Origin of the sequence: Pseudomonas sp. R11F (assembly GCF_050312575.1) — a bacterium.
Classification (GTDB): Bacteria; Pseudomonadota; Gammaproteobacteria; order Pseudomonadales; family Pseudomonadaceae; genus Aquipseudomonas; species Aquipseudomonas palleroniana.
Window position 1 is genome coordinate 347,574 of sequence record NZ_JBNPJU010000046.1, and the last position, 21,859, is coordinate 369,432.

Annotated in this window: 21 protein-coding genes; 16 read left to right on the forward strand and 5 right to left on the reverse strand. The window is 59.3% G+C overall.

Annotation, left to right across the window (positions count from 1 at the left end; all coding sequences use genetic code 11):
- The first annotated feature begins 1 nt into the window (after position 1).
- From ACQRBV_RS13915 to ACQRBV_RS13925, 3 genes are all read left to right on the forward strand, one after another.
- Complete coding sequence (locus ACQRBV_RS13915; protein ID WP_090368940.1) at positions 2-1,162, forward strand: ABC transporter ATP-binding protein; 1,161 nt, start codon at positions 2-4, stop codon at positions 1,160-1,162.
- An 84-nt stretch (positions 1,163-1,246) separates the two neighbouring features.
- Positions 1,247-2,593 carry a carbohydrate porin gene (locus ACQRBV_RS13920; protein ID WP_411984766.1) on the forward strand — a complete coding sequence of 449 codons (1,347 nt, stop codon included), beginning with the start codon at positions 1,247-1,249 and terminating at the stop codon, positions 2,591-2,593.
- 102 nt (positions 2,594-2,695) lie between these two features.
- Positions 2,696-3,541: a D-hexose-6-phosphate mutarotase gene (locus ACQRBV_RS13925; RefSeq protein WP_060754127.1), complete on the forward strand. Its 846-nt coding sequence runs from the start codon at positions 2,696-2,698 to the stop codon at positions 3,539-3,541.
- Positions 3,542-4,063: 522 nt separating this feature from the next.
- Here the strand turns inward: ACQRBV_RS13925 and ACQRBV_RS13930 are convergent.
- Entirely contained in the window at positions 4,064-4,924 is an 861-nt protein-coding gene (locus ACQRBV_RS13930; protein WP_174554056.1) for a MurR/RpiR family transcriptional regulator, read from the reverse strand.
- Between the two features lie 221 nt (positions 4,925-5,145).
- Here ACQRBV_RS13930 and zwf point away from each other — a divergent pair, with 221 nt between their 5' ends.
- The 3 genes from zwf to ACQRBV_RS13945 are packed head-to-tail and all read left to right on the forward strand — an operon-like array spanning position 5,146 to position 7,995.
- Positions 5,146-6,612 (forward strand): glucose-6-phosphate dehydrogenase, encoded by a 1,467-nt coding sequence (zwf, locus tag ACQRBV_RS13935; protein WP_161549357.1) that lies wholly within the window; start codon positions 5,146-5,148, stop codon positions 6,610-6,612.
- Positions 6,599-7,312: a 6-phosphogluconolactonase gene (pgl, locus tag ACQRBV_RS13940; RefSeq protein WP_090368947.1), complete on the forward strand. Its 714-nt coding sequence runs from the start codon at positions 6,599-6,601 to the stop codon at positions 7,310-7,312. The genes zwf and pgl overlap by 14 nt, the downstream gene beginning before the upstream one ends.
- A gap of 17 nt (positions 7,313-7,329) precedes the next feature.
- On the forward strand, positions 7,330-7,995 hold the full coding sequence (locus ACQRBV_RS13945) for a bifunctional 4-hydroxy-2-oxoglutarate aldolase/2-dehydro-3-deoxy-phosphogluconate aldolase (RefSeq protein ID WP_060754123.1): 666 nt from the start codon (positions 7,330-7,332) through the stop codon (positions 7,993-7,995).
- A 109-nt stretch (positions 7,996-8,104) separates the two neighbouring features.
- Here ACQRBV_RS13945 and ACQRBV_RS13950 read toward each other — a convergent pair whose 3' ends face one another.
- Both ACQRBV_RS13950 and ACQRBV_RS13955 read right to left on the reverse strand, forming a co-directional pair.
- Complete coding sequence (locus tag ACQRBV_RS13950; RefSeq protein WP_411984765.1) at positions 8,105-9,280, reverse strand: aminotransferase class V-fold PLP-dependent enzyme; 1,176 nt, start codon at positions 9,278-9,280, stop codon at positions 8,105-8,107.
- 9 nt (positions 9,281-9,289) lie between these two features.
- Positions 9,290-9,526, reverse strand: a complete 237-nt coding sequence (locus ACQRBV_RS13955) for a DUF3820 family protein (protein ID WP_060754121.1) — start codon at positions 9,524-9,526, stop codon at positions 9,290-9,292.
- 218 nt (positions 9,527-9,744) lie between these two features.
- On the opposite strand from ACQRBV_RS13955, the gene ACQRBV_RS13960 reads away from it, so the two are divergent.
- Positions 9,745-10,212: a ferritin-like domain-containing protein gene (locus ACQRBV_RS13960; protein ID WP_060754120.1), complete on the forward strand. Its 468-nt coding sequence runs from the start codon at positions 9,745-9,747 to the stop codon at positions 10,210-10,212.
- Between the two features lie 101 nt (positions 10,213-10,313).
- Here the strand turns inward: ACQRBV_RS13960 and ACQRBV_RS13965 are convergent, their stop codons facing one another.
- Both ACQRBV_RS13965 and ACQRBV_RS13970 read right to left on the reverse strand, forming a co-directional pair.
- On the reverse strand, positions 10,314-10,784 hold the full coding sequence (locus ACQRBV_RS13965) for a MaoC family dehydratase (protein WP_060754119.1): 471 nt from the start codon (positions 10,782-10,784) through the stop codon (positions 10,314-10,316).
- 65 nt (positions 10,785-10,849) lie between these two features.
- The gene (locus ACQRBV_RS13970; protein WP_060754118.1) at positions 10,850-11,794 is read right to left on the reverse strand and encodes an alpha/beta hydrolase; all 945 of its coding nucleotides are present in this window, start codon (positions 11,792-11,794) and stop codon (positions 10,850-10,852) included.
- A gap of 234 nt (positions 11,795-12,028) precedes the next feature.
- Here ACQRBV_RS13970 and fadD2 point away from each other — a divergent pair, with 234 nt between their 5' ends.
- The 9 genes from fadD2 to ACQRBV_RS14015 all read left to right on the forward strand — a co-directional run bounded on the left by fadD2 (position 12,029) and on the right by ACQRBV_RS14015 (position 21,856).
- On the forward strand, positions 12,029-13,717 hold the full coding sequence (gene fadD2 / locus ACQRBV_RS13975; RefSeq protein WP_411984764.1) for a long-chain-fatty-acid--CoA ligase FadD2: 1,689 nt from the start codon (positions 12,029-12,031) through the stop codon (positions 13,715-13,717).
- Between the two features lie 418 nt (positions 13,718-14,135).
- Positions 14,136-15,827, forward strand: coding sequence for a long-chain-fatty-acid--CoA ligase FadD1 (gene fadD1 / locus ACQRBV_RS13980; protein ID WP_090368953.1), 1,692 nt, complete (start codon positions 14,136-14,138; stop codon positions 15,825-15,827).
- 387 nt (positions 15,828-16,214) lie between these two features.
- Positions 16,215-16,370, forward strand: a complete 156-nt coding sequence (locus ACQRBV_RS13985) for a hypothetical protein (RefSeq protein ID WP_158510688.1) — start codon at positions 16,215-16,217, stop codon at positions 16,368-16,370.
- A gap of 77 nt (positions 16,371-16,447) precedes the next feature.
- On the forward strand, positions 16,448-17,647 hold the full coding sequence (locus ACQRBV_RS13990) for a YcaO-like family protein (protein ID WP_199777928.1): 1,200 nt from the start codon (positions 16,448-16,450) through the stop codon (positions 17,645-17,647).
- 13 nt (positions 17,648-17,660) lie between these two features.
- The gene (locus tag ACQRBV_RS13995; RefSeq protein ID WP_158510687.1) at positions 17,661-18,326 is read left to right on the forward strand and encodes a TfuA-like protein; all 666 of its coding nucleotides are present in this window, start codon (positions 17,661-17,663) and stop codon (positions 18,324-18,326) included.
- Between the two features lie 6 nt (positions 18,327-18,332).
- The gene (locus tag ACQRBV_RS14000; protein ID WP_244700334.1) at positions 18,333-19,139 is read left to right on the forward strand and encodes an aKG-HExxH-type peptide beta-hydroxylase; all 807 of its coding nucleotides are present in this window, start codon (positions 18,333-18,335) and stop codon (positions 19,137-19,139) included.
- On the forward strand, positions 19,100-19,375 hold the full coding sequence (locus ACQRBV_RS14005) for a MoaD/ThiS family protein (protein ID WP_060754112.1): 276 nt from the start codon (positions 19,100-19,102) through the stop codon (positions 19,373-19,375). Before ACQRBV_RS14000 ends, ACQRBV_RS14005 begins: the two co-directional genes overlap by 40 nt.
- A gap of 1 nt (position 19,376) precedes the next feature.
- On the forward strand, positions 19,377-20,540 hold the full coding sequence (locus ACQRBV_RS14010) for a ThiF family adenylyltransferase (RefSeq protein ID WP_060754111.1): 1,164 nt from the start codon (positions 19,377-19,379) through the stop codon (positions 20,538-20,540).
- The gene (locus ACQRBV_RS14015) at positions 20,537-21,856 is read left to right on the forward strand and encodes an MFS transporter (protein WP_060754110.1); all 1,320 of its coding nucleotides are present in this window, start codon (positions 20,537-20,539) and stop codon (positions 21,854-21,856) included. The genes ACQRBV_RS14010 and ACQRBV_RS14015 overlap by 4 nt, the downstream gene beginning before the upstream one ends.
- Positions 21,857-21,859 lie beyond the last annotated feature (3 nt).

The following is a 21,859-nucleotide window of genomic DNA, read 5'->3' on the forward strand; positions in this document are numbered from 1 at the left end:
CATGGCTACGCTTGAACTTCGCAATGTAAACAAGACCTATGGCGCCGGCTTGCCCGACACCTTGAAGAACATCGAACTGTCGATCAAGGAAGGTGAGTTCCTGATCCTGGTCGGCCCTTCGGGTTGCGGTAAATCCACGCTGATGAACTGCATCGCTGGGCTTGAGACCATCACCGGCGGTGCGATCATGATCGGCGATCAGGACGTCAGCGGCATGAGCCCCAAGGACCGTGACATCGCCATGGTGTTCCAGTCCTACGCGCTGTATCCAACCATGAGCGTGCGCGAGAACATCGAGTTCGGCTTGAAAATCCGCAAGATGCCCCAGGCCGATATCGACGCCGAAGTGGCGCGCGTGGCCAAGCTGCTGCAGATCGAACACCTGCTCAATCGCAAGCCGGGTCAATTGTCCGGTGGCCAGCAACAGCGCGTGGCCATGGGCCGTGCCCTGGCGCGTCGTCCGAAGATCTACCTGTTCGACGAACCGCTGTCCAACCTCGACGCCAAGCTGCGGGTCGAGATGCGCACCGAAATGAAACTGATGCACCAGCGCCTGAAAACCACCACGGTCTACGTGACCCACGACCAGATCGAAGCGATGACCCTGGGCGACAAAGTGGCGGTGATGAAGGACGGCATCATCCAGCAGTTCGGTACGCCGAAAGAGATTTATAACGACCCGGCCAACCAGTTCGTCGCGAGCTTTATCGGTTCGCCGCCGATGAACTTCGTACCGCTGCGCTTGCAGCGCAAGGACGGTCGCCTGGTGGCGCTGCTCGATAGCGGCCAGGCCCGCTGCGAGTTGGCGCTCAATGTGTCGGATGCCGGCCTGGAAGACCGCGACGTGATCCTGGGCCTGCGCCCGGAGCAAATCATGTTGGCCAACGGCGAGGGCGACAGCGCGTCGAGCATTCGTGCCGAAGTCCAGGTCACCGAACCGACCGGCCCGGACACCTTGGTGTTCGTGCAACTCAACGACACCAAGGTCTGCTGCCGCCTGGCACCCGATGTGGCGCCCCAGGTCGGTGAGACCCTGACCCTGCAATTCGATCCGGCCAAGGTCCTGTTGTTCGACGCCAACACTGGCGAGCGTCTGGGCACTGCTGCCGCATCGCCTGCCCTCGGGCACACCGGCAACGTGGCCCAATTCAAAGGTCGTTGAGTCTATAACTTGTTGTTTTAGATAAAAAATGTAACCCGCGTTAGATAAAAACAGTTTAATAACAATAAAGACGAGGATGTAGGGATGAAAAAGCAACACAACAACACCCGGCTGATCTGCCAACTGTCAGCAGCAGCAGCCCTTGTACTGTCCGCCAATGCGATGGCGGCCGATGCATTCAGTGCCGATTCCAAGTGGATGACCGGTGATTGGGGCGGCGAGCGGACCAAGCTGATCGAGCAAGGTATCGACATCAAGGCTGACTACGTGGGTGAAATGGGCGCCAACCTGCATGGCGGCTACAACGACGACAAGACTGGCCGTTACTCCGACCAGTTCGGTCTGGGCGTGGCGCTGGACCTGCAGAAACTGTGGGGCTGGGACAACACCCAGGCCAAGATCCAGTTGACCAACCGTAATGGTCAGAACATCTCCAACGACCGTATCGGCGACCCGCGTGCCGGCACGCTGAGCTCGTCCATGGAAGTCTATGGCCGTGGCCACATGGTGCGTCTGACCCAGTTCTGGATCCAGCACCAGATGTTCGACAACAAGCTGGACGTGAAACTCGGCTACTTCGGCGAAGGCGAAGACTTCAACACCTTCCCATGCGACTTCCAGAACCTGTCGTTCTGCGGCTCGCAAGTGGGTAACTACGTCAACACCTGGTACAACTGGCCGGTGGCCCAGGCTGCCATCCGCTTGAAGTACAACATCACGCCAGAGCTGTATGCGCAAATCGGTGCGTACAACCAGAACCCGTCGCAGCTGGAGCACGGTAATGGCTTCAAGCTCAGCGGCAGCGGTACCAAGGGTACTGTGATTCCGGTGGAATTGGTCTGGTTGCCGAAGGTGAACAACCTGCCGGGCGAATACCGTGTGGGTTACTACAAGAGCGCGGCCGACGCCAGCGATGTACGTGAAGACGTCAATGGTAACGATGCGGCCACCACCGGCGCAACCTACCGTCTGCGCAGCAGCAAAACCGGTTACTGGTTCGTTGCGCAACAGCAACTCACCACCCATAACGGTGATGCTTCGCGCGGCTTGAACATTGCCGCCAACGCGACCTTCCACGATAAAGACACCAACCTGGTCGATAACTACCAGTCGCTGATGCTGGTGTACAAAGGGCCATTTGATGCCCGTGCCAAAGATGACGTCGGTATTGGTATTTCCCGTATCCACGCCAACAGTGACGTGAAGAAAAACTCCGAGTTGCTCAATGAGGCGGGTGGTTTCACCGACTACAGCCAGGCGGGTTACGCGCCTCTGCGTAACACTGAGTACAACGTCGAGCTCAACTACGGCATCCACGTCACCAACTGGCTGACCGTGCGTCCTAACCTGCAATACATCAAGAACCCAGGTGGCGTCGACCAGGTCGACAACGCGTTGGTAGCGGGCCTGAAAATTCAGTCTACGTTCTAACGCTGTTGCGATAAGCTCCTTCTCTCTGTGCGCATTTTGCGGGTAGCCATGGCTACCCGCTTTTTTTGGGGCGCACTGTGATGATCTTCAGGACCGTGGCACATGCATGAGCATCCGCTGCAACGCTTTTTCAAATCCCTGCGCGAGCGTCCGGTGTTCGCCTGGGAGCGCTTTCAGATGCGCGACGTATTGGTGATCGATCATCCGCTGTGCCAGGCGGTGTTCAGTCGCCAGGGGGCGCAACTGTTGCATTTCCAGCCGCACGGCCAGAAACCCTGGTTGTGGTGTGCAGCCAAGTGGCCACAGGTGGGGGCCATTCGTGGTGGTGTGCCGGTGTGCTGGCCCTGGTATGGCCGCCATCCAAGTGAAAACGCATGGCCGTCCCATGGCTGGGCGCGGCTGATCGACTGGAAGCTGCTCGACAGCAGCAGCGACGACGATGGTGTGCGTCTGCACTGGCAATTACGCCTGTGCGACTGGCAGGTCGACCTGCATGCGCACCTGGGCGAAACCCTGGAATTGCGCCTGAGCACTGAACATCAGGACGAACTCCCTTGCCAGTTGAGCCATGCTTTGCACGCTTACTGGCGTATTGGTCACGTTGATGAGGTAGCGCTGTCTGGGCTCGATGGGGCGCAAGGTTATGACCAGCTCAACCGTCAGGTCTGCCAGCAGGAAGGTGAGTTGCGAGTGGACGGTGGCTGCCAGCGGGTGTTCCAGCATGAGGGCGAATTGCATCTCAAAGACCATGCCTGGCAGCGCGAACTGTGTATCGACACCGGCGACAGCGCGGACACCGTGGTGTGGCATCCGGGGAGCCGGCCGTTGCTGGGCGTGAGTTTCAATGAGGCGTCGGGGTTTGTGTGCGTGGAGTCGGCAATGGCCGGAGCCAGCCTGGCGCCGGGGGAGAGGGCGCATCTGAGCTTGCAGGCCAGAGCCGGAGCTTAGATCGTTCCCACGCTCCGCGTGGGAATGCATCCAGTGATGCTCCGCGTCACGACTTCCAGCAGCGGACGCAGAGCGTCCAGGGCGGCGTTCCCACGCAGAGCGTGGGAACGATCAGATGTCGTGTGTGGGCTTTAGATCGTTCCCACGTTCCGCGTGGGAATGCATCCAGTGACGCTCCGGGTCACGACTTTCAGCAGCGGACGCAGAGCGTCCAGGGCGGCGTTCCCACGCAGAGCGTGGGAACGCTCAGATGTCATGTGTGGGCTTTAGATCGTTCCCACGCTCCGCGTGGGAATGCATCCAGTGACGCTCCGCGTCACGACTTCCAGCAGCGGACGCGGAGCGTCCAGGGCGGCGTACCCACGCAGAGCGTGGGAACGATCAGATGTCTGTGTGGGCTTTAGATCGTTCCCACGCTCCGCGTGGGAATGCATCCAGTGACGCTCCGCGTCACGACTTTCAGCAGCGGACGCAGAGCGTCCAGAGTGGCGTTCCCACGCGGAGCGTGGGAACGATCAGTGGCTAGTTGAATTCGTCGCCCACCGGATACCGGCTGTCATTCAAGCTCTCTTTGATCTTGCGCAGATGCGGCTGGAAATCCACCCCGCGACGCAAGGTCATGCCGGTCGCCAGCACATCCAGTACCGTCAGTTGGATGATCCGCGACGTCATCGGCATGTAGATGTCGGTGTCTTCCGGCAGCGGAATGTTCAGACTCACGGTGCTGGCCTTGGCCAGCGGTGAGTTTTCGGCAGTCACGCCCAGCACCGAAGCACCATTGCTGCGTGCGATACGCGCCACTTCCACCAGCTCGCGGGTACGCCCGGTGTAGGAAATGATTACAAACAGCTCGCCCGTATGGGCCACCGAAGCGATCATGCGCTGCATCAGCACGTCGGCATGCGCGGTCACCGCCAGGTTGAAGCGGAAAAACTTGTGCAGCGCGTCCATGGCCACCGGAGCCGAGGCGCCCAGGCCGAAGAAGTGGATTTGCCGCGCCTGGATCAGCAAGTCCACGGCCTTGCTGATCAGGGCAGGGTCCAGGGCCTGGCAGGCGCTGTCCAGGGAGGCAATGGCGCTGCCGAAGATCTTCTGGGTATACGCCTCAGGGTTATCATCGGCCTCCACTGCGCGGCTGACATAGGCCGCGCCACTGGCCAGGCTTTGCGCCAACTGCAATTTCAGTTCAGGGTAACCGCTGACACCGAACGAACGGCAGAAACGGTTGACTGTCGGCTCACTGACCGAGGCGGCCTGGGCGAGGGCGGCGATCGAGAAGCGGGTGGCCTGCTGCGGGTTAAGCAGGATGACTTCAGCGACTTTGCGCTCGGCCTTGTTTAATTCTTCGAGGCGGTTCTGGATCTGTTCCAGAAGATTTCGCACGCGGTCCATTCAGTCTTTCCTTCGGGCGACGATGCAAATATTAAGGGCAGCAACCAATCGACGAGCGGCCCTTTGAGGTGGCCTATCCTACTGAGGGTAGCTGAACACCACCACTCGGAATGCATATTTTGGGAAAATGTTGTGGTTATTACTACATTTTTCCTTGAGTGATACCTTGAAAAAAGGTATTTGTAGCTTAACTTGATAAAAGAACAAACATCATGCCTTCGATAACCGTAGAACCCTGCACCTTTGCCCTGTTTGGCGCCTTGGGTGATCTGGCGCTGCGCAAGTTATTTCCTGCCCTCTATCAACTCGATGGCGCCGGGCTCTTGCACGACGACACGCGCATCCTGGCCCTGGCCCGTGAAGCCGGGTCCGAGCAACAGCACCTGGCCCACATTGAAAAAGAACTGCGCAACTACGTCGGCAAGGAAATGGACGAGACCGTGGCCCAGCGCTTCCTGGCGCGCCTGGTCTATGTGCATGTCGATTTCATGCAGGCTGACGACTACGTCGCCCTCGCTGAAAAAGTCGGAGGCGAGCAACGACTGATCGCCTACTTCGCCACGCCGGCGGCGGTATATGGCGCGATCTGCGAAAACCTGGCCAAGGTCGGCCTGGCTGAAAATACCCGCGTGGTCCTGGAAAAGCCCATCGGCTCCGACCTGGAGTCCTCGCGCAAGGTCAACGACGCCGTGGCGCAGTTTTTCCCGGAAAACCGCACGTATCGCATCGACCACTACCTGGGCAAGGAAACCGTCCAGAACCTGATCGCACTGCGGTTTGCCAACAGCCTGTTCGAAACCCAGTGGAACCAGAACTACATTTCCCACGTGGAAATCACCGTGGCCGAGCAGGTCGGTATCGAAGGCCGCTGGGGTTACTTCGACAAGGCCGGCCAACTGCGGGACATGATCCAGAACCACTTGCTGCAGCTGCTTTGCCTGATCGCCATGGACCCGCCGGCCGACCTGTCCGCCGACAGTATTCGAGACGAGAAGGTCAAGGTGCTCAAGGCCCTGGCACCGATCAGCCCGGATGGCTTGACCACCCAAGTGGTGCGCGGCCAGTACATCGCCGGCTACAGCGCCGGCAAGCCGGTGCCGGGTTACCTGGAAGAAGAGAATTCCAACACCCAGAGCGACACCGAAACCTTCGTCGCCCTGCGGGCCGATATCCGTAACTGGCGTTGGGCCGGTGTGCCGTTCTACCTGCGTACTGGCAAGCGCATGCCGCAAAAGCTGTCGCAGATCGTCATCCACTTCAAGGAGCCGTCGCACTACATCTTCGCTCCCGAGCAGCGCCTGCAGATCAGCAACAAGCTGATCATCCGTCTGCAGCCGGATGAAGGTATTTCCTTGCGTGTGATGACCAAGGAGCAGGGCCTGGACAAGGGCATGCAACTGCGCAGTGGCCCGCTGCAATTGAATTTTTCCGACACCTATCGCAGCGCACGCATTCCCGATGCCTACGAGCGGTTGTTGCTGGAAGTGATGCGCGGCAATCAGAACCTGTTTGTCCGCAAAGATGAAATCGAAGCCGCGTGGAAGTGGTGTGACCAGTTGATCGCCGGGTGGAAGAAGTCCGGTGATGCGCCCAAGCCGTATGCGGCGGGTTCCTGGGGGCCGATGAGCTCGATTGCACTGATCACGCGGGATGGGAGGTCGTGGTATGGCGATATCTGAACTGAAACTGCCTCAGGGCGTGACGGCCCATGAGTACCGTACAGCCGCCTTGCTGGCGGATGGCCTGGCCAACGACGTGGCCGAACAGCTGCGCGCAGCCATCAGTGCCCGTGGCGATGCGACCCTGGTCGTGTCCGGCGGCCGCAGCCCTGTGGCGTTCTTCCAGAGCCTGGCCAAGCAGGGCCTGGACTGGTCGAAGGTCACCGTCACCCTGGCCGATGAGCGCTGGGTGCCGGTGGAGCATGCCGACAGCAACGCTGGCCTGTTGAAGCAGCACTTGTTGCAAGGCCCGGCGGCCAAGGCCAGGTTCCTGAGCCTGTACAGCGCCGCGGCCAATCTTGAAGAGGCAGCCTTGCAGGCCGATCGCTTGCTGGGCGAGCTGCCAGCCATTGATGTGCTGGTGCTGGGCATGGGCGATGACGGCCACACCGCGTCGCTGTTTCCCAACAGCCCGAACCTGAGCGACGCCCTGCAACCCAACGGTACCCGCCGTTGCTGGCCGATGTTGGCGCCGACCGTGCCGCACCAGCGCCTGACCATGAGTCGCGCCTTGCTGTCCACGGCGAACTACACCGTACTGTCGATTGCCGGCAGTTCGAAATTGACCACCTTGAGCGCCGCGCTGGCCAGTGATGACGTTGCTGCCATGCCGATTCGCGCGTTTTTGCAACCCACTCTAGAGATTTACTGGTGCCCATGAGCCAAGGATCAGCCGCTATGAACAGCCCTCAACCGACCGTATCCATGGCGGATAAAGTTGCCCTGATCGACAGCCTCTGCGCCAAGGCGCGGATTCTGCCGGTGATCACCATCGCCCGCGAACAGGACATCCTGCCGCTGGCGGATGCCTTGGCGGCCGGTGGTTTGACCGCATTGGAAGTGACCTTGCGTTCCGAGTTCGGCCTCAAAGCCATTCAGGTCTTGCGCGAGCAACGCCCGGAACTGTGCACCGGTGCCGGCACCGTGCTCGACCGTCATATGCTCGAAGCGGCCGAGGTGGCCGGTTCGCAATTTATCGTCACCCCCGGCATTACCCGTGACCTGCTGGAAGCCTCGGTGCACAGCCCGATCCCGCTGCTGCCAGGCATCAGCAACGCCTCCGGCATCATGGAAGGCTATGGCCTGGGTTATCGCCGCTTCAAGCTGTTCCCCGCCGAAGTCAGCGGTGGCGTTGCCGCGATCAAGGCCCTCGGTGGCCCGTTCGGCGAAGTGAAGTTCTGCCCGACCGGCGGTGTTGGCCCGGCCAACATCAAAAACTACATGGCGTTGAAAAACGTGATGTGCGTGGGCGGTAGCTGGATGCTGGACCCTGAGTGGGTCAAGAACGGCGACTGGGCCCGCATCCAGGAAGTTACCGCGCAAGCGCTGGCGCTGCTGGATTGATCCGTTTTTACTGAATCGTTGTTGCTGTGCTTAACGGCATTTTTGCGGTGCACTTGGTCGGTGTACCGCTTTTTTTTGCCTGAAAAAACCTGCTGCCAACTGCATGTTTTTAATCTGTGCTCAGTTCGGTAATGGCGCCGACCAGGGCATCGATGTCCGCCGCCGAGGTCGCCAGGCCGGGCGTCACGCGTATGCAGGTGCCAAACGCCGCGCCGACGCGGGTCGTGGTGAACAGGCCGTAATCCTTGAGCAAGCGGTCCGCCATCACCTGCTGGTCCCGCCCTATGAACTTGAATGCCGTGATCCCGCAATACAGGCGCGGATCATCCGGTGTCAGCACTTCAATCCCCGGCAATGGCCGCACCCGGCTCACCCACAGATCCCGCAGGTAATTCACCCGCGCACCTTTGGCCGCGGCGCCACCCAGGTCGCGATGTTCTTCAAGCACCAGCGGCAGCGTCATCAGTGCCGGAAAGTTCGGCGTGCTGTAGGGCGTGCGTGCGCGTACATCCGTACTGGGGTAGTGGAATTCGCCCATGTCCGGGTCGATATCCGCCAGGCGCTCGGGAGCGATGTAGAGAAAACCCAGCGTCAGCGGTGCGCCGATCCATTTGTGCAGGTTGAAGCCGGCGAACTGGATGCCCAGCTCGGCCAGGTTGAACTCGATCTGGCCCAGGGCGTGGGCCCCGTCGAGGATCACGTCGATGCCCTGCTCGCGTGCAGCCTTGGCGATCGCCGAAACGGGCATGACCAGCCCGGTGCGGTGGGTAACGTGGGTCAGCGCCATCAGCTTTAAACGCGGGTACTGGCTGAAGGTATCGCGATAGGTCTGTACCAGGCTGTCGAAACTGGCCGGGTGGGTGTGGGACACCTCGATCACGTCCACGCCGCGATAACCCGCCAACCACCGCATGGCCCCCTTGACTGTGTCGTACTCCAGGTCGCTGATCAGCACCTGATCGCCCGGTTGCAGGCGATTGTAGTTGCGGATCAGCGACTGCAAGGCCTCGGTGGCGTTGCGCGTGAAGGCGATGGATCCAGGTTCGGCATCGATCAGCCCGGCCAGTTGGCGGCGTATCTCGACGTTTTCGCCCCGTTCGAACTGCTGGCGTACGTGCACCGAATTGCTGCGATTGATAAAGGCGACGTGCTCCAGGTATTGCGCACGTACCGCACGGCTCATGCGCCCGAAGTAACCGTTTTCCAGATTGATCGGACCGGGTTCCAGCTCATAGCGCTGGGCGATGGTGTACCAGTGATGTTCGTTGTGCGCATTGCGTGGCATGGCAAGGCTCTAATGGCGAGGGGCGGGTTTACCGTGTTTCACGCGTAGCGGTTCGAGTAGGTCGGACAGACCGTTGTGGTCGATTTCCTGCATCAATGCCAGTAAGCCACCCAGCTCGCCGTGGGGGAAACCTTCGCGGGCGAACCAGTTGAGGTAGGGCCCCGGCAGGTCGGCAATGATCCGTCCCTTGTATTTGCCAAAAGGCATCTCGCGGGTGATCAGCAGTTCGAGTTTTTCCGGGTTCATGAGCGTCAAGCGATTGAGGGGAGAGCTTGAAAAATACAGGTATTTTGCATGAAGGCCAAATGACAGATCATGCAAATAACGTCCATACAGATGGTTCAATATTTCGTAACTTACTGAAAATTAAACAGAATTTTTTATTGAAAAACTTGGCACGGGCGCTGCAATACCTCATGCAAGCTTTAAACAAGCTTCTTTAAACCTGCCCAAGGAATTGAAAAATGACTGACATCAATAAAGAATCGATCTCCGTACTCAATGACCTGATCGAAACCAGCATCGACGGTCAAAAAGGTTTCAAGGAGTGCGCTGAAGACATCAAGCACCCAGAGCTCAAGGCGCTGTTCGCCAAGCGTTCCGTCGATTGCGGTACAGCCGCTGAAGAACTGAAAACCGCCGTACGTGCGCTGGGCGGCGATCCGGAAAACTCCGGTAGCGTAGCCGGTGCACTGCACCGTGGTTGGGTCGACGTGAAGTCGATGGTGACCGGTAAAGATGAGGAAGCGGTGCTCAATGAAGCCGAGCGCGGTGAAGACCACGCCCTCAAGGCTTACCGGGAAGCGATCGAGAAGATCAACAAGCACAACCTGCTGGGTATTCGTGACCTGGTTGAGCGTCAGTACCACGGCGTTCAGCGCAACCACGACCAGGTAAAAGCCCTGCGTAACCAAGCTCGCGCCCAGTCGTAAGTGCTGCTGGGGGCTTGCTCCCCCAATAAAAGAGGGTCAGTCACTTTATCGGGTGACTGACCCTTTTTTATTGGGTGCAAGCCTTTGTAGGGGCGAACTTGTCAGCCGATGCTGATCGGCGGCAGCGCTGTCAGGGTCACGACCTGTTGCTTGCGCGGTGCAAGAATTTCCGCTTCGCCGTCCACTACCAACTCATCGTTCTGGTTGAACACGCGGGTGGCGATACGCACACGAAATTTCGGCAGTTTCTCGAGGATTTCCAGGCGCACGGTCAGGGTGTCGCCGATTTTCACCGGTTTCTGGAAGCTCATCTGCTGGCCGATATAGATGGTGCCCGGCCCAGGCAACTCACAGGCTACCGCCGCGCTGATCAGGGCGCCGCTGAACATGCCGTGGGCAATGCGCTCCTTGAACATGGTGGCCTTGGCGTACTCGGCATCCAGGTGCACCGGGTTGTGGTCGCCGGACATCGCGGCGAACAACTGGATATCCCGCTCTTCGACGGTCTTGCTGTAGCTGGCGGTCTGGCCGACTTCGAGGGCTTCGTACGGGGTGTTGGTAACCTGGGTCATCTAGGGGTGCATCCTGTGGCTAATCGGTAAATTAATTGGCTGATTTTAAACGACTTATCAAGAAGTTACTCGCAGCGGGTCGGCCGGCGTAAAGTCAGCGCCTGTTCGAGCCACGTCAGCACATCCGCGGTGACTTCATCGCGGTTGGTTTCATTGAATACTTCGTGACGCGCCTGCGGGTAGATATTCAATTGCAGGTGCTGGCAGCCGGCCTCACGCAGGGCATGGGCCAGGCTTTTGAGACGCTTGCCCTCACTCACCGGATCACATTCGCCACCTATTACCAGAATCGGCAGGCCCGGATCGATCTGGGCGAGATTGGACGCTTTGCTGATTTGCTGCAAGCCGCCCAGCAGGTCGACCCACAATTGGTTGGTGCAACGGAAACCGCACAGCGGGTCGTTGACGTACTTGTCCACTTCATCCGGATCACGGCTGAGCCAGTCAAACGCTGTACGGTTGGGCTTGAATGCCTTGTTGAATGAGCCGAACGATAAAAAGTCGATCAATGCGCTGCGCCCGCGCAAACCCTGGCGCGCGCGCTCGATGCGTGCGATCACCCTGGCGGCACGGTACAACGCCACGGGCTGGAAATTCGACCCGCTGAGAATCGCCCCATCCAGGCTGGCGCTGTGGTGCAACAGGTAGGCCTGGGCGATATAGCTGCCCATGCTGTGGCCCAACAGAATGATCGGCAGCCCCGGCTGTTGAAGGGCGATGTGCTGGTTGAGGCTGGCCAGATCACCGACGACTTTGTTCCAACCGTCATGCTCGGCGTACAACCCCAGGGTGCCTTCATCCGCCGTACGGCCATGGCCGCGCTGGTCCGGCGCATACACCCCGTAACCGGCTGCACACAGGGCCTGGGCCAGGCGTGCGTAGCGACCACTGTGCTCGGCCATGCCATGGGACAGCATGATGATGGCCCGGGCAGGGCCGTCCGGCAGCCATTGATTGACGTACAGGCGGCTGTGGTCATTCGCGGTCAGCCAGAAGGTGCAGTGGTTCATGGCGCTTCCTTTGCTCGGGGTCGATGCAATGTATAGCTCATTCGCCGAGGGCCGGACATCTGCCTACGCCTCAGAGACAAGATTCATACAATCAATGAAACGGTTTGGCGTATTTGCCTGGTTGGCCATAGCTGCTAACGTCCCCAAAGCTCCGCTTTTTATAGCAGCCTGCTTTTTCATCACTGCAGTGATCGCTACAGCGGCCGGACATACTCAGGTAAGGGGACAAGAATAATGCAACCTGATTTCTGGAATGACAAACGCGCGGCGGGCGTTCCCACTGACATCGACCTCACCAGCTACAAGTCGGTGATCGAAGTCTTCGAGCGTTCCTGCAAGGCCTTTGCCGACCGTCCGGCATTCAGCAACATGGGCATTACCCTGACCTACGCCGAGCTTGAGCGCCAGAGCGCGGCGTTCGCCGGTTACCTGCAACAGCATACCGACCTCAAGCCGGGCGAGCGCATCGCTGTGCAGATGCCCAACGTGCTGCATTACCCCATCGCCGTGTTCGGTGCATTGCGCGCCGGGCTGATCGTGGTCAACACCAACCCGCTGTACACCCCACGCGAGATGCGCCACCAGTTCAAGGATGCCGGCGTGCGTGCGCTGGTCTACCTCAACCTGTTCGGCTCGCGCGTGCAGGAGGTGTGCAGCGATACCGAGATCGATTACCTGATTGAAGCCAGAATGGGCGACTTCATGCCCGCCGCCAAAGGCTGGCTGGTCAATACCGTGGTCGATAAGGTCAAGAAGATGGTCCCGGCCTACAACCTGCCTCGGGCCGTGTCCTTCAAGCGCGCTTTGCGCATGGGCGCGGGCCTGGGCGTGACGCGCCACCCGGTGAGCCTGGATGACATCGCGGTGCTGCAATACACCGGCGGCACCACCGGCCTGGCCAAGGGCGCGATGCTCACCCACGGCAACCTGGTGGCGAACATGCAACAGGTGCGGGCCTGCATGTCCCAGGTCACCGATGACGGGCAGCCGCTGGTGAAGGAAGGGCAGGAAGTGATGATCGCGCCGCTGCCGCTCTACCATATCTATGCGTTCACGGCGAACTGCATGTGCATGATGGTGACCGGCAACCACAACGTGTTGATCACCAACCCGCGGGATATCGGCGGCTTCATCAAGGAATTGAAGAAGTGGCGATTCTCCTGCCTGCTGGGGCTCAACACGCTGTTTGTCGCCTTGATGGACCACCCGGATTTCAAGACTCTGGACTTCTCCCACCTGAAGATCACCAACTCCGGCGGCACCGCCCTGGTCAAGGCCACGGCCGAGCGCTGGAAGGCGCTCACCGGGTGCTCCATCGGCGAAGGTTACGGCCTGACCGAAACCTCACCCGTGGCGAGCACCAACCCTTACGGCAGCCTTTCGCGGCTGGGCACCGTGGGGATCCCGGTGCCGGGCACCGCCATGAAGGTCATAGACGATGACGGCCATGAGTTGCCCTTGGGCGAGCGGGGCGAGTTGTGCATCAAGGGCCCGCAGGTCATGAAAGGCTACTGGCAACAGCCGGTAGCCACTGCCGAGACCCTGGACGCCGAGGGCTGGCTCAAGACCGGCGACATTGCGGTGATCGACACCGATGGTTTCGTCAGCATTGTCGACCGCAAGAAAGACCTGATTATCGTCTCGGGTTTCAACGTCTACCCCAACGAGATCGAAGACGTGGTGATGGCGCACCCTGCGGTGGCCAACTGTGCGGTGATCGGCGTGCCGGATGAGCGTACCGGGGAGGCCGTGAAACTGTTCGTGGTGGCACGTGCCCAGGGGGTTAGCCTTGAAGAGCTGAAGGCGTACTGCAAGAACAACTTCACGGGGTACAAGGTGCCCAAGCATATCGTGCTGCGCGACTCGTTGCCGATGACGCCGGTGGGCAAGATCTTGCGGCGCGAGCTTCGCGATATCGCCTGATTTGAAATGAGCTCTATGTGGGAGGGGGCTTGCTGTGGCGAGCAAGCTTGCTTGCGCTGGGGGGCGAAGCGGCTCCATACAGCCGGAGACTGCTGCGCAGTCAACGGGAGCAAGCTCCCTCGCCACAGCAAGCCCCCTCCCACATTGTTTTAATTTTCCCTGAAAAGCTTATTCCAGAGCCTTTCTCCCGGTTATTCGGTGACTATTTCAAGTGTGACCAAATATTGTAGGACAGTCGTGTTTATGACTGTAGGGCTCTCTTTTGGCTCTAGGCGGCCCTTGGCAAAGCTGCTACTCTCGGCGCGCTTTGTGACTTCTCGGCCTGCTTGAAAGCGCCAGACTCACCTAAAAAAACATACACCAATAATAATCGCATCAAATGCGATGATGAATTCGCGTCGCTGAGGAGTGGGCTTCCATGAACGAAGACTTTTGGAAGGATAAGTACCCCGCCGGGATTGCTGCACAAATCAATCCAGACGAGTATCAGAATATTCAGGCGGTACTGAAACAGTCCTGCCAGCGCTTCGCCAACAAACCGGCTTTCAGCAACCTGGGCAAGACGATCACCTACGGTGAACTGTACGAATTGTCCGGCGCCTTTGCCGCCTACCTGCAACAGCACACCGACTTGAAGCCTGGCGACCGAATCGCCGTGCAACTGCCCAACGTCCTGCAATACCCGGTCGCGGTATTCGGCGCCATCCGCGCCGGCCTGATCGTGGTCAACACCAACCCGCTGTACACCGCGCGGGAAATGGAACACCAATTCAATGATTCCGGGGCCAAGGCCCTGGTCTGCCTGGCCAACATGGCGCACCTGGCGGAAAAGGTCGTACCCAAGACCTCCGTCAAGCACGTGATCGTCACTGAAGTCGCTGACCTGTTGTCGCCGTTCAAGCGCCTGCTGATCAACAGCGTCATCAAGTACGTGAAGAAAATGGTCCCGGCCTATCACTTGCCCAAGGCGATCAAGTTCAACGACGTGCTGGCCAAGGGGCAGGGGCAACCGGTCAACGACGTCAGCCCGGCCAGTGGCGATGTGGCCGTTCTGCAGTACACCGGCGGCACCACCGGCGTGGCCAAGGGCGCGATGCTGACCCATCGTAACCTGGTCGCCAACATGCTGCAGTGCAAGGCGCTGATGGGCTCCAACCTCAACGAGGGTTGCGAGATCCTGATCACGCCGCTGCCGCTGTACCACATCTACGCGTTCACCTTTCATTGCATGGCGATGATGTTGATCGGCAACCACAACATCCTGATCAGCAACCCACGCGACCTGCCGGCGATGGTCAAGGAACTGTCGAAGTGGAAGTTCAGCGGTTTTGTCGGGCTGAATACCTTGTTCGTGGCGCTGTGCAATAACGAAGGCTTCCGCAAGCTGGACTTCTCTGCACTCAAAGTCACCCTGTCGGGCGGCATGGCCTTGCAGCTCGCCGCCGCCGAACGTTGGAAGGCCGTCACCGGCTGCAACATCTGCGAAGGCTATGGCATGACCGAAACCAGCCCGGTGGCCACGGTCAACCCGAGCCAGAGCATTCAGATCGGGACCATCGGTATTCCGGTACCGTCGACGGTATGCAAAGTCATCGCCGACGACGGCGCCGAGTTGCCGCTGGGCGAAACCGGCGAGCTGTGCATCAAAGGCCCGCAGGTGATGAAGGGGTATTGGCAGCGCGAAGACGCCACCGCCGAGATCCTCGACAGCGAAGGCTGGCTGAAGACCGGTGACATCGCGATCATCCAGCCGGACGGCTACATGCGCATCGTGGACCGCAAGAAGGACATGATTCTGGTCTCCGGTTTCAACGTCTACCCCAATGAGCTGGAAGACGTGCTGGCAGCCCTGCCGGGCGTGCTGCAATGCGCGGCCATCGGCGTGCCGGACGAGAAGTCCGGGGAACACATCAAGATCTTCATCGTGGTCAAGCCAGGGGCCACCCTGACCAAGGACCAGGTGATGGAGCATATGCGCGCCAACGTCACCGGCTACAAGGTGCCCAAGGCCGTCGAGTTCCGCGATGCGTTGCCGACCACCAACGTGGGCAAGATCCTGCGCCGTGAATTGCGCGATGAAGAGCTGAAGAAACTCGGCCTCAAAAAGTAAGCTCTCCAGCGGCTTCAACAGACCCGTACTTCGATGAAGTACGGGTTTTTTATTGGGTGCTGTTTAATGTGCTGCTTGTTTTCGTTAGTTGCATATAGCCACCACTGTGGAAAAAACATAAATAAAGGGTTTTTTAGCCCTCCCAACCCAAGTGACAAAAGTTTCATGTTTTCCGATTAGCCGCCAGCCCTGCTGGACTTGCGCCCCTCCTTGAAGAAATTTACACCGATGGACCTACCAAATCTTGTAGTTGAGCGTCGTCGTCGAGTGCTCTAAAACTCTCAGGGCTGTTTTAGGGGCGACACAATGTCGCATTGGTTTATCGAATGCGTCAGCCCCCGAAAAGTGATAGCCGATAACGGCATTCTATTATTCGAGGAAATAACCATGAATAACGCAACTAACGAAACTTTCGCACTCGACGCTTCTGCTGTAGATGCCTTTGCCGACATCCTGAACGATGAAGGCCAAATGCGCGCTGGCTTCGTTATTCACGAATCCAACAACAATATCTCCGCTGATATTGAAGATACCGCTAAGTAATACACTGCGTGCTATTCGGCTGATCGAATAGCACGCAACTAGCGATCAGGAATTCAACGGGCCACTTTATGTATCGCATGACTTCAAGTTTGCGCAAGGCATCATTGTCCGACACGTTGGGCCATGCCAGGAAACTTGCCCTGGAGTTTGGTATTACGCGGGTCACCAATACCACTTGGCTGGATAAGATTGGTATTCCGGTGTTTGCCAGTATTCGTCCCGATGCCGTTGAGGGCTCGCTCTGTGTCAGTGCCGGTAAGGGCATGCGCATGGAAGAGGCGCGAGTCGGTGCCTACATGGAAGCCATCGAGTTTGCGATCGCCGAATACCGTAATCGAAACATCGAGGTTTTTGTCTCAACCCCCCGCAAGGTGGCGGCTCAAGCCGGCTTTGCCTACGATTTCGTTGATTTTTGCCCGATCCTCGGGGCGCCGATCGACCCTGACGGGCCATTGGCCTGTGTCCATGCGCAGGATATTGCCACCGGGCAAACATTCGCAGTACCGGCCGAGCTGATCTTTTCGCCATTCAGCGAAAATCAGTACCAGCGTATTTTTGGCACCAGCACCAACGGCCTCAGTTCCGGCAACACCGTGGATGAGGCCAGCGTGCATGGCATCGCTGAAATCGTCGAGCGCGACGTGCAAGCCTTCAATTTCATGAAAGACACCTCGCGGCACGTCTTGCGCGATTGTCCGGTCGAAACCCTTGACCCGTTGTTCGCCAGGGTTGAGGCCGCCGGGCTGAGCGCCGTTGTGCGCTATACCCCCAGCGTGATCGGGCTGCCGTATGTGCAGGGGTTCATCATGGAGCCGTCCGACGATGCGCCCATTGCGATCTCCTGTGGTTCGGGCCTGCATTTGTGCCGTGATATTGCGGCCGTCCGGGGGCTCGCCGAAGCCGCGCAGTCGCGGCTTTCCTATATCCACGGTGGCCGGGATGACCTGATCGAGCGTTTCAAGTACTTCAGCGCCAGTGATCGCCAGGCCGAGCTCGACGCCGTTGCGCGCTTGCGCGGCCACGTCAACGACACGCGCCAGGCCATTGCCTACTCCGACATCGAGGACGCCAACGCGCAGATCCACAGCATTGATTCAGCGCTGGAATGTTTGCTCCAGCGTCTGCGCGACGCGGGGTTTAGTCAGGTTCTGCGGGTGGTGCTGAGTAAAAATGATTCACCGTTGGCGGTGGTCAAGATCGTTATCCCAGGCATGGAGTCGTTCCAGCCGGCACTCAAGCGTGCAGGTCCTCGCCTGTCGCGCTATATCGCACGCTAGGGTAGGAGCAAGCATGAAGCTGCATTTATTCGTAGGGCCAACGGCATCCGGAATGGAGCAGGCCCTGGCCGGGCAGAGTGAGGTGGTAGTGCATGCGCCCGCCAGGCGCGGCGACATACAGACACTGGTTGCGCAGTACCCGCAGCCGGGCTGTATCGCCATTGTGGATGGTACGTTCCACAGCTTCCCTTCCGTAGGGCATATCGAGATCCGCCATGCCATCCAGCGGGGCTGGAAAGTATGGGGCTTGGCATCCATGGGGGCGATCAGGGCGGGCGAAATGCGCCTTCTTGGCATGCAAGGCTACGGGGTTGTCTATGGACACTATCGCGATGATCCGGAGTTCGACGACGATGAAGTCACGCTGGTGCATGAAATTGATGCGCCGTATCGCGCGATGTCCGAACCGCTGATCCATCTGCGTGGGTTTGTCAGTGCGTTGCAAAACCAGCAGAAAATTTCTGCGCATCACGCGCAGGCCATCATCCAGGATCTGAAGGAACGCTGGTACGCCGAGCGAACCTTGTCCCGACTGAAAAAGCTGTTACTGGCCACCGATCAAATGACGCGCCAGGCAGTGGATGAGGCGTTGGCTGGTTTCAACGAATTCCGGGTCAAGAGCCAGGATCTGCAAGGCTTTCTCACGTCTCGGTGCTGGCACGCCGAATCGGCGGGTTGACGGCTGATGACCCCAAGCACTTTTTTCCAGACGATTGGCGGCCTGCCTTTTATTGATGAGGCTGTGCGACCGGCGACGCTGTTGACTGCCGTCGCCTGCAGCCGGCGTAACGCAGCTCCGCAGGCCCATGGCGCTTTGACCGATTATCTGGAGCCGGGCAATGCGCGTGCGCTGTTCAAGCGTTTGGCCACTAGCCAGGTCGAGGAGTTCGACTCGACGGAATGTTCGGCTTTGGAGCAACAGGAAATCTATACGGCCACGGCCCGAATCTGCGAAGTGAGCCCTACCTGGCGTGGTTTTTTCAACATCCCCATTCGTTACCGCAAGCTGTTGCAACGCATGAGCAGTTCCACCAGCGCATTGATTCCCCAAACCATTTACCTGGGCGAGCAAGCCTTCGATTCGGCCATTCCGTTGGAAGAGACCCTCGTGCATGAGCACGCGCATATCTGGCTCAACTTCGTGATGGAGGTCTATGACCTGCAAACGTCGCAAGCGCCCAGGGACTATGTGCTGCCCTCGGGCACGCCTGGCAAGACATTGCGGGGGGTGATGGCGGCCGCACATTTTGCCGCCGCCGCCTTGAAGTATTACCGCTGTTTGCACCCTTCGACGCCGGACACCAAACGCCAGGTGTACCTGCAACGCTATCTGGCCGGTTGCCTGGAGACTGCTGCCGAACGCCCGTATTTCACGCCGATGGGGCGATTAGTGTTCAACGCACTGACCGACTGCCATCACGATCTGATTGTGTACCCGCAAGGAAACCAGCCATGCCCCAAATCATTATTGCCAGCCAGTTCGCAGACCTGACCAATGGTCGCAAAACCTGGGCGTTACCCTGCGCCAATGCCCTGCAACTGATGGAGGGGCTGCGTGTCGACGAGCCCCTGTTGTACAGCGCCATCGTTGAGGGCGATTACCGCCTCAAGCCGTTTATCAGCCTGGTGATCGATGACATTCCTTACGCCGATGAAGAACAGTGGAGTGAGATTCCCCTGAACGCTCATTCCACAGCACTGATCATCAGCGCCGTGGCTGGAGGCTGATATGAACCAAGCACGCTTCAGTCAGGACGAACAGGCTCACTACGCGCGGCATTTCCTGGTCAAGGGCTTTGGCCCCGAAGGCCAGGCGCGGCTCAAGGCTGGCAAGGTGCTGGTGGTGGGCGCGGGTGGGCTTGGCTGCCCGGCGTTGATGTACCTGGCGGCCGCGGGTGTCGGCCATCTCGGCATCGTGGAAGATGACACCGTAGACGTCAGCAACTTGCATCGGCAGTTGTTGTTCGGCGTCGGCGATATCGGCGCGCCCAAAGGGGCCGTCGCTCGACAGAAGCTTCTCGATAACAACCCGCACATCGACATCCGCCACTACGCCGAGCGGCTCAGCCAAAGCAACGTGTTGGCCTACGTGCAAGACTACGACGTGATTGTCGATGCCACGGATAACTTCACCACCAAGTATCTGCTCAACGATGCTTGCTACCTTGCCGGCAAACCCCTGGTTTATGCCTCCATCAGCCAGTTCGAGGGGCAGGTCGGGGTGTTCAACCTGCTGGATGCCGAGGGTCGACGCTCAACCAACCTGCGCGATATTTTCCCCGAGCCACCTCCGGCCGGCCTGGCACAAAATTGCGGCGAGGCGGGTGTGTTGGGGGTTCTGCCGGGCATTCTCGGCTCAATCCAGGCACTGGAGGCAATCAAAATTCTGGCCGAGGTGGGCGAGCCTTCAGCCAACCGCTTAATGTTGTTCGATGCGTTGGGCCTGCATTTGCGCCAAGTCTCGGTGCGTCATCGGGCGAGCAACCCCTTGAGCGGCGAGCGACCACTGATCCACCAGCCCCAGGCCATCGAAGCCAGCTGCGCGGTGGCCGTCGGCGAGCGGTATGCCATTTCTGCCCTGGCACTGGAGCAACGGCTGCGCAGTGACGTTCCTTTGCAATTGATCGATGTGCGAGACGAGCACGAGCACCTGGCGCTTTCCCTGGGAGGCATCAACATTCCCTTGAGCCAGTTCTCACAGCGCCTGACTCAGGCGGAGCCGGCCATCGAAACGGTGATCTATTGCAAGAGTGGTGTGCGCAGTATGAAAGCGCTGCACGCCCTCAACGCCATCGTTGGTGACGGGCAATGCCGCAGTTTGACCGGTGGGCTGGATGCCTACATGGCTGCCGGTTGCCGGGAGCGCTTGAGCCGTGATGGGGCGGTGCAATGAGCGGTTCGTCCCTCAATGGCTTGGGGCGCGATTTCTATTTGATCCAATGGGCTGCGTTCCTCAACGCGGTGGGCACCCGTTGTGGGCAGTTTGCGATCGCCTGGTGGGTGCTGGGCAAGACCGCGAACCCGCTCACTTTTGCAGGCTTTGTCGCGGTTGCCACGCTCGCGGATGTGTTGTCGCGCGCTTTGTTTGGCTGGCTGGGCGATCAATATGATCGCCATCGCCTGCTGGTTGGCTGTTATGCCATCAGCACTGCAACCACGCTGGTACTGGCGGCTCTCGGTACGTTGGACCTGTATCTGCCATGGTTGATCGCGGGTTGCCTGGCCATCTCCGGCGTGGCCATCGGTATCCGTGATCCGATCCAGATGAGCCTGACCCCCGCATTGGTCGCCACTCACAGGGTCAGCGATGCAGTGCGCCTGAGAAGCATCGTCGGCTCATCGTCTGCATTGATGGGGCCACTGGCCGCCGGCATTTTGCTGGGGCCGCTGGGCGTGCTGGGTACCCTCTGGCTCAATGCGATGGCGGTGCTGGTGGCGCTGGTGTTGATCGTCATGGTCAGGGCGCCTGTTGCCAGCCAAGTGCCCGGTGCGCACCAGCTTTCTTATCTGGCTGCCTGGTACTCGCGCACCCGTGAAGGCTTTACCGCCCTGTATCGGGTCAAGCCGGAGTGGAACCTGAGCCTGCTGGCTTTCGTCGTCAACTTTTCGTTGTACCCGCTCTTTGCGGTGCTGTTTCCGGTATTGATCAACCGGTATTTCCCCCAGGACCTGTGGCTTATCGCTGTGACGGAAGGGGCTTTTGCAGTGGGGTTGCTGATCGGCAGCCTGTTTCTGGTCAAGCGTGCCAACGGACGCTGGGGTCGGCCCAACGTGGTGTTTGCCGGGTTCCTGCTGGTCGGGCTGGCGATGCTGGGCTGCGGGCTTTTCAGCCAGTTCTTTCACGCCCGGCCCGGTTGGTTCGCCAGCGTTACCGTGCCCTTGCTGTTCATGGGCGGAGTCGGCCTGGTCATGGTCACGGTCAACACGTCAACGGTACGCATGCTGGCCACGCCTGATAACTACCGCAACCGGATCGGCTCGGCAACATCGTTTGTTTCCGGCCTGGTCATTCCCTTTGGTGCGCTGGTCGGCGGGGCGTTCTCGGGTGTGCTGGGTGTGAGCTACGCCATGGCGGCCCTGGGTTTGCTCATCATCCTGGCCGTTGTCCCGTGCATGTTCAGTGCAGTGCTGGTGCGTGTGCTGGGCCTGAGCGATGACCAGATCAAAAACGTCTACAAGGATTTTTACCCTGATGCTTTCCCGGATTGAAGG

Bases quoted from the DNA above. Each gene is read 5' to 3' on its own strand.
- ACQRBV_RS13915 (WP_090368940.1), top strand. From the start codon at position 2: ATGGCTACGCTTGAACTTCGCAATGTAAACAAGACCTATGGCGCCGGC.
- ACQRBV_RS13920 (WP_411984766.1), top strand. From the start codon at position 1,247: ATGAAAAAGCAACACAACAACACCCGGCTGATCTGCCAACTGTCAGCA.
- ACQRBV_RS13925 (WP_060754127.1), top strand. From the start codon at position 2,696: ATGCATGAGCATCCGCTGCAACGCTTTTTCAAATCCCTGCGCGAGCGT.
- zwf (WP_161549357.1), top strand. From the start codon at position 5,146: ATGCCTTCGATAACCGTAGAACCCTGCACCTTTGCCCTGTTTGGCGCC.
- pgl (WP_090368947.1), top strand. From the start codon at position 6,599: ATGGCGATATCTGAACTGAAACTGCCTCAGGGCGTGACGGCCCATGAG.
- ACQRBV_RS13945 (WP_060754123.1), top strand. From the start codon at position 7,330: ATGAACAGCCCTCAACCGACCGTATCCATGGCGGATAAAGTTGCCCTG.
- ACQRBV_RS13950 (WP_411984765.1), bottom strand. From the start codon at position 9,280: ATGCCACGCAATGCGCACAACGAACATCACTGGTACACCATCGCCCAG.
- ACQRBV_RS13955 (WP_060754121.1), bottom strand. From the start codon at position 9,526: ATGAACCCGGAAAAACTCGAACTGCTGATCACCCGCGAGATGCCTTTT.
- ACQRBV_RS13960 (WP_060754120.1), top strand. From the start codon at position 9,745: ATGACTGACATCAATAAAGAATCGATCTCCGTACTCAATGACCTGATC.
- ACQRBV_RS13965 (WP_060754119.1), bottom strand. From the start codon at position 10,784: ATGACCCAGGTTACCAACACCCCGTACGAAGCCCTCGAAGTCGGCCAG.
- ACQRBV_RS13970 (WP_060754118.1), bottom strand. From the start codon at position 11,794: ATGAACCACTGCACCTTCTGGCTGACCGCGAATGACCACAGCCGCCTG.
- fadD2 (WP_411984764.1), top strand. From the start codon at position 12,029: ATGCAACCTGATTTCTGGAATGACAAACGCGCGGCGGGCGTTCCCACT.
- fadD1 (WP_090368953.1), top strand. From the start codon at position 14,136: ATGAACGAAGACTTTTGGAAGGATAAGTACCCCGCCGGGATTGCTGCA.
- ACQRBV_RS13985 (WP_158510688.1), top strand. From the start codon at position 16,215: ATGAATAACGCAACTAACGAAACTTTCGCACTCGACGCTTCTGCTGTA.
- ACQRBV_RS13990 (WP_199777928.1), top strand. From the start codon at position 16,448: ATGACTTCAAGTTTGCGCAAGGCATCATTGTCCGACACGTTGGGCCAT.
- ACQRBV_RS13995 (WP_158510687.1), top strand. From the start codon at position 17,661: ATGAAGCTGCATTTATTCGTAGGGCCAACGGCATCCGGAATGGAGCAG.
- ACQRBV_RS14000 (WP_244700334.1), top strand. From the start codon at position 18,333: ATGACCCCAAGCACTTTTTTCCAGACGATTGGCGGCCTGCCTTTTATT.
- ACQRBV_RS14005 (WP_060754112.1), top strand. From the start codon at position 19,100: ATGCCCCAAATCATTATTGCCAGCCAGTTCGCAGACCTGACCAATGGT.
- ACQRBV_RS14010 (WP_060754111.1), top strand. From the start codon at position 19,377: ATGAACCAAGCACGCTTCAGTCAGGACGAACAGGCTCACTACGCGCGG.
- ACQRBV_RS14015 (WP_060754110.1), top strand. From the start codon at position 20,537: ATGAGCGGTTCGTCCCTCAATGGCTTGGGGCGCGATTTCTATTTGATC.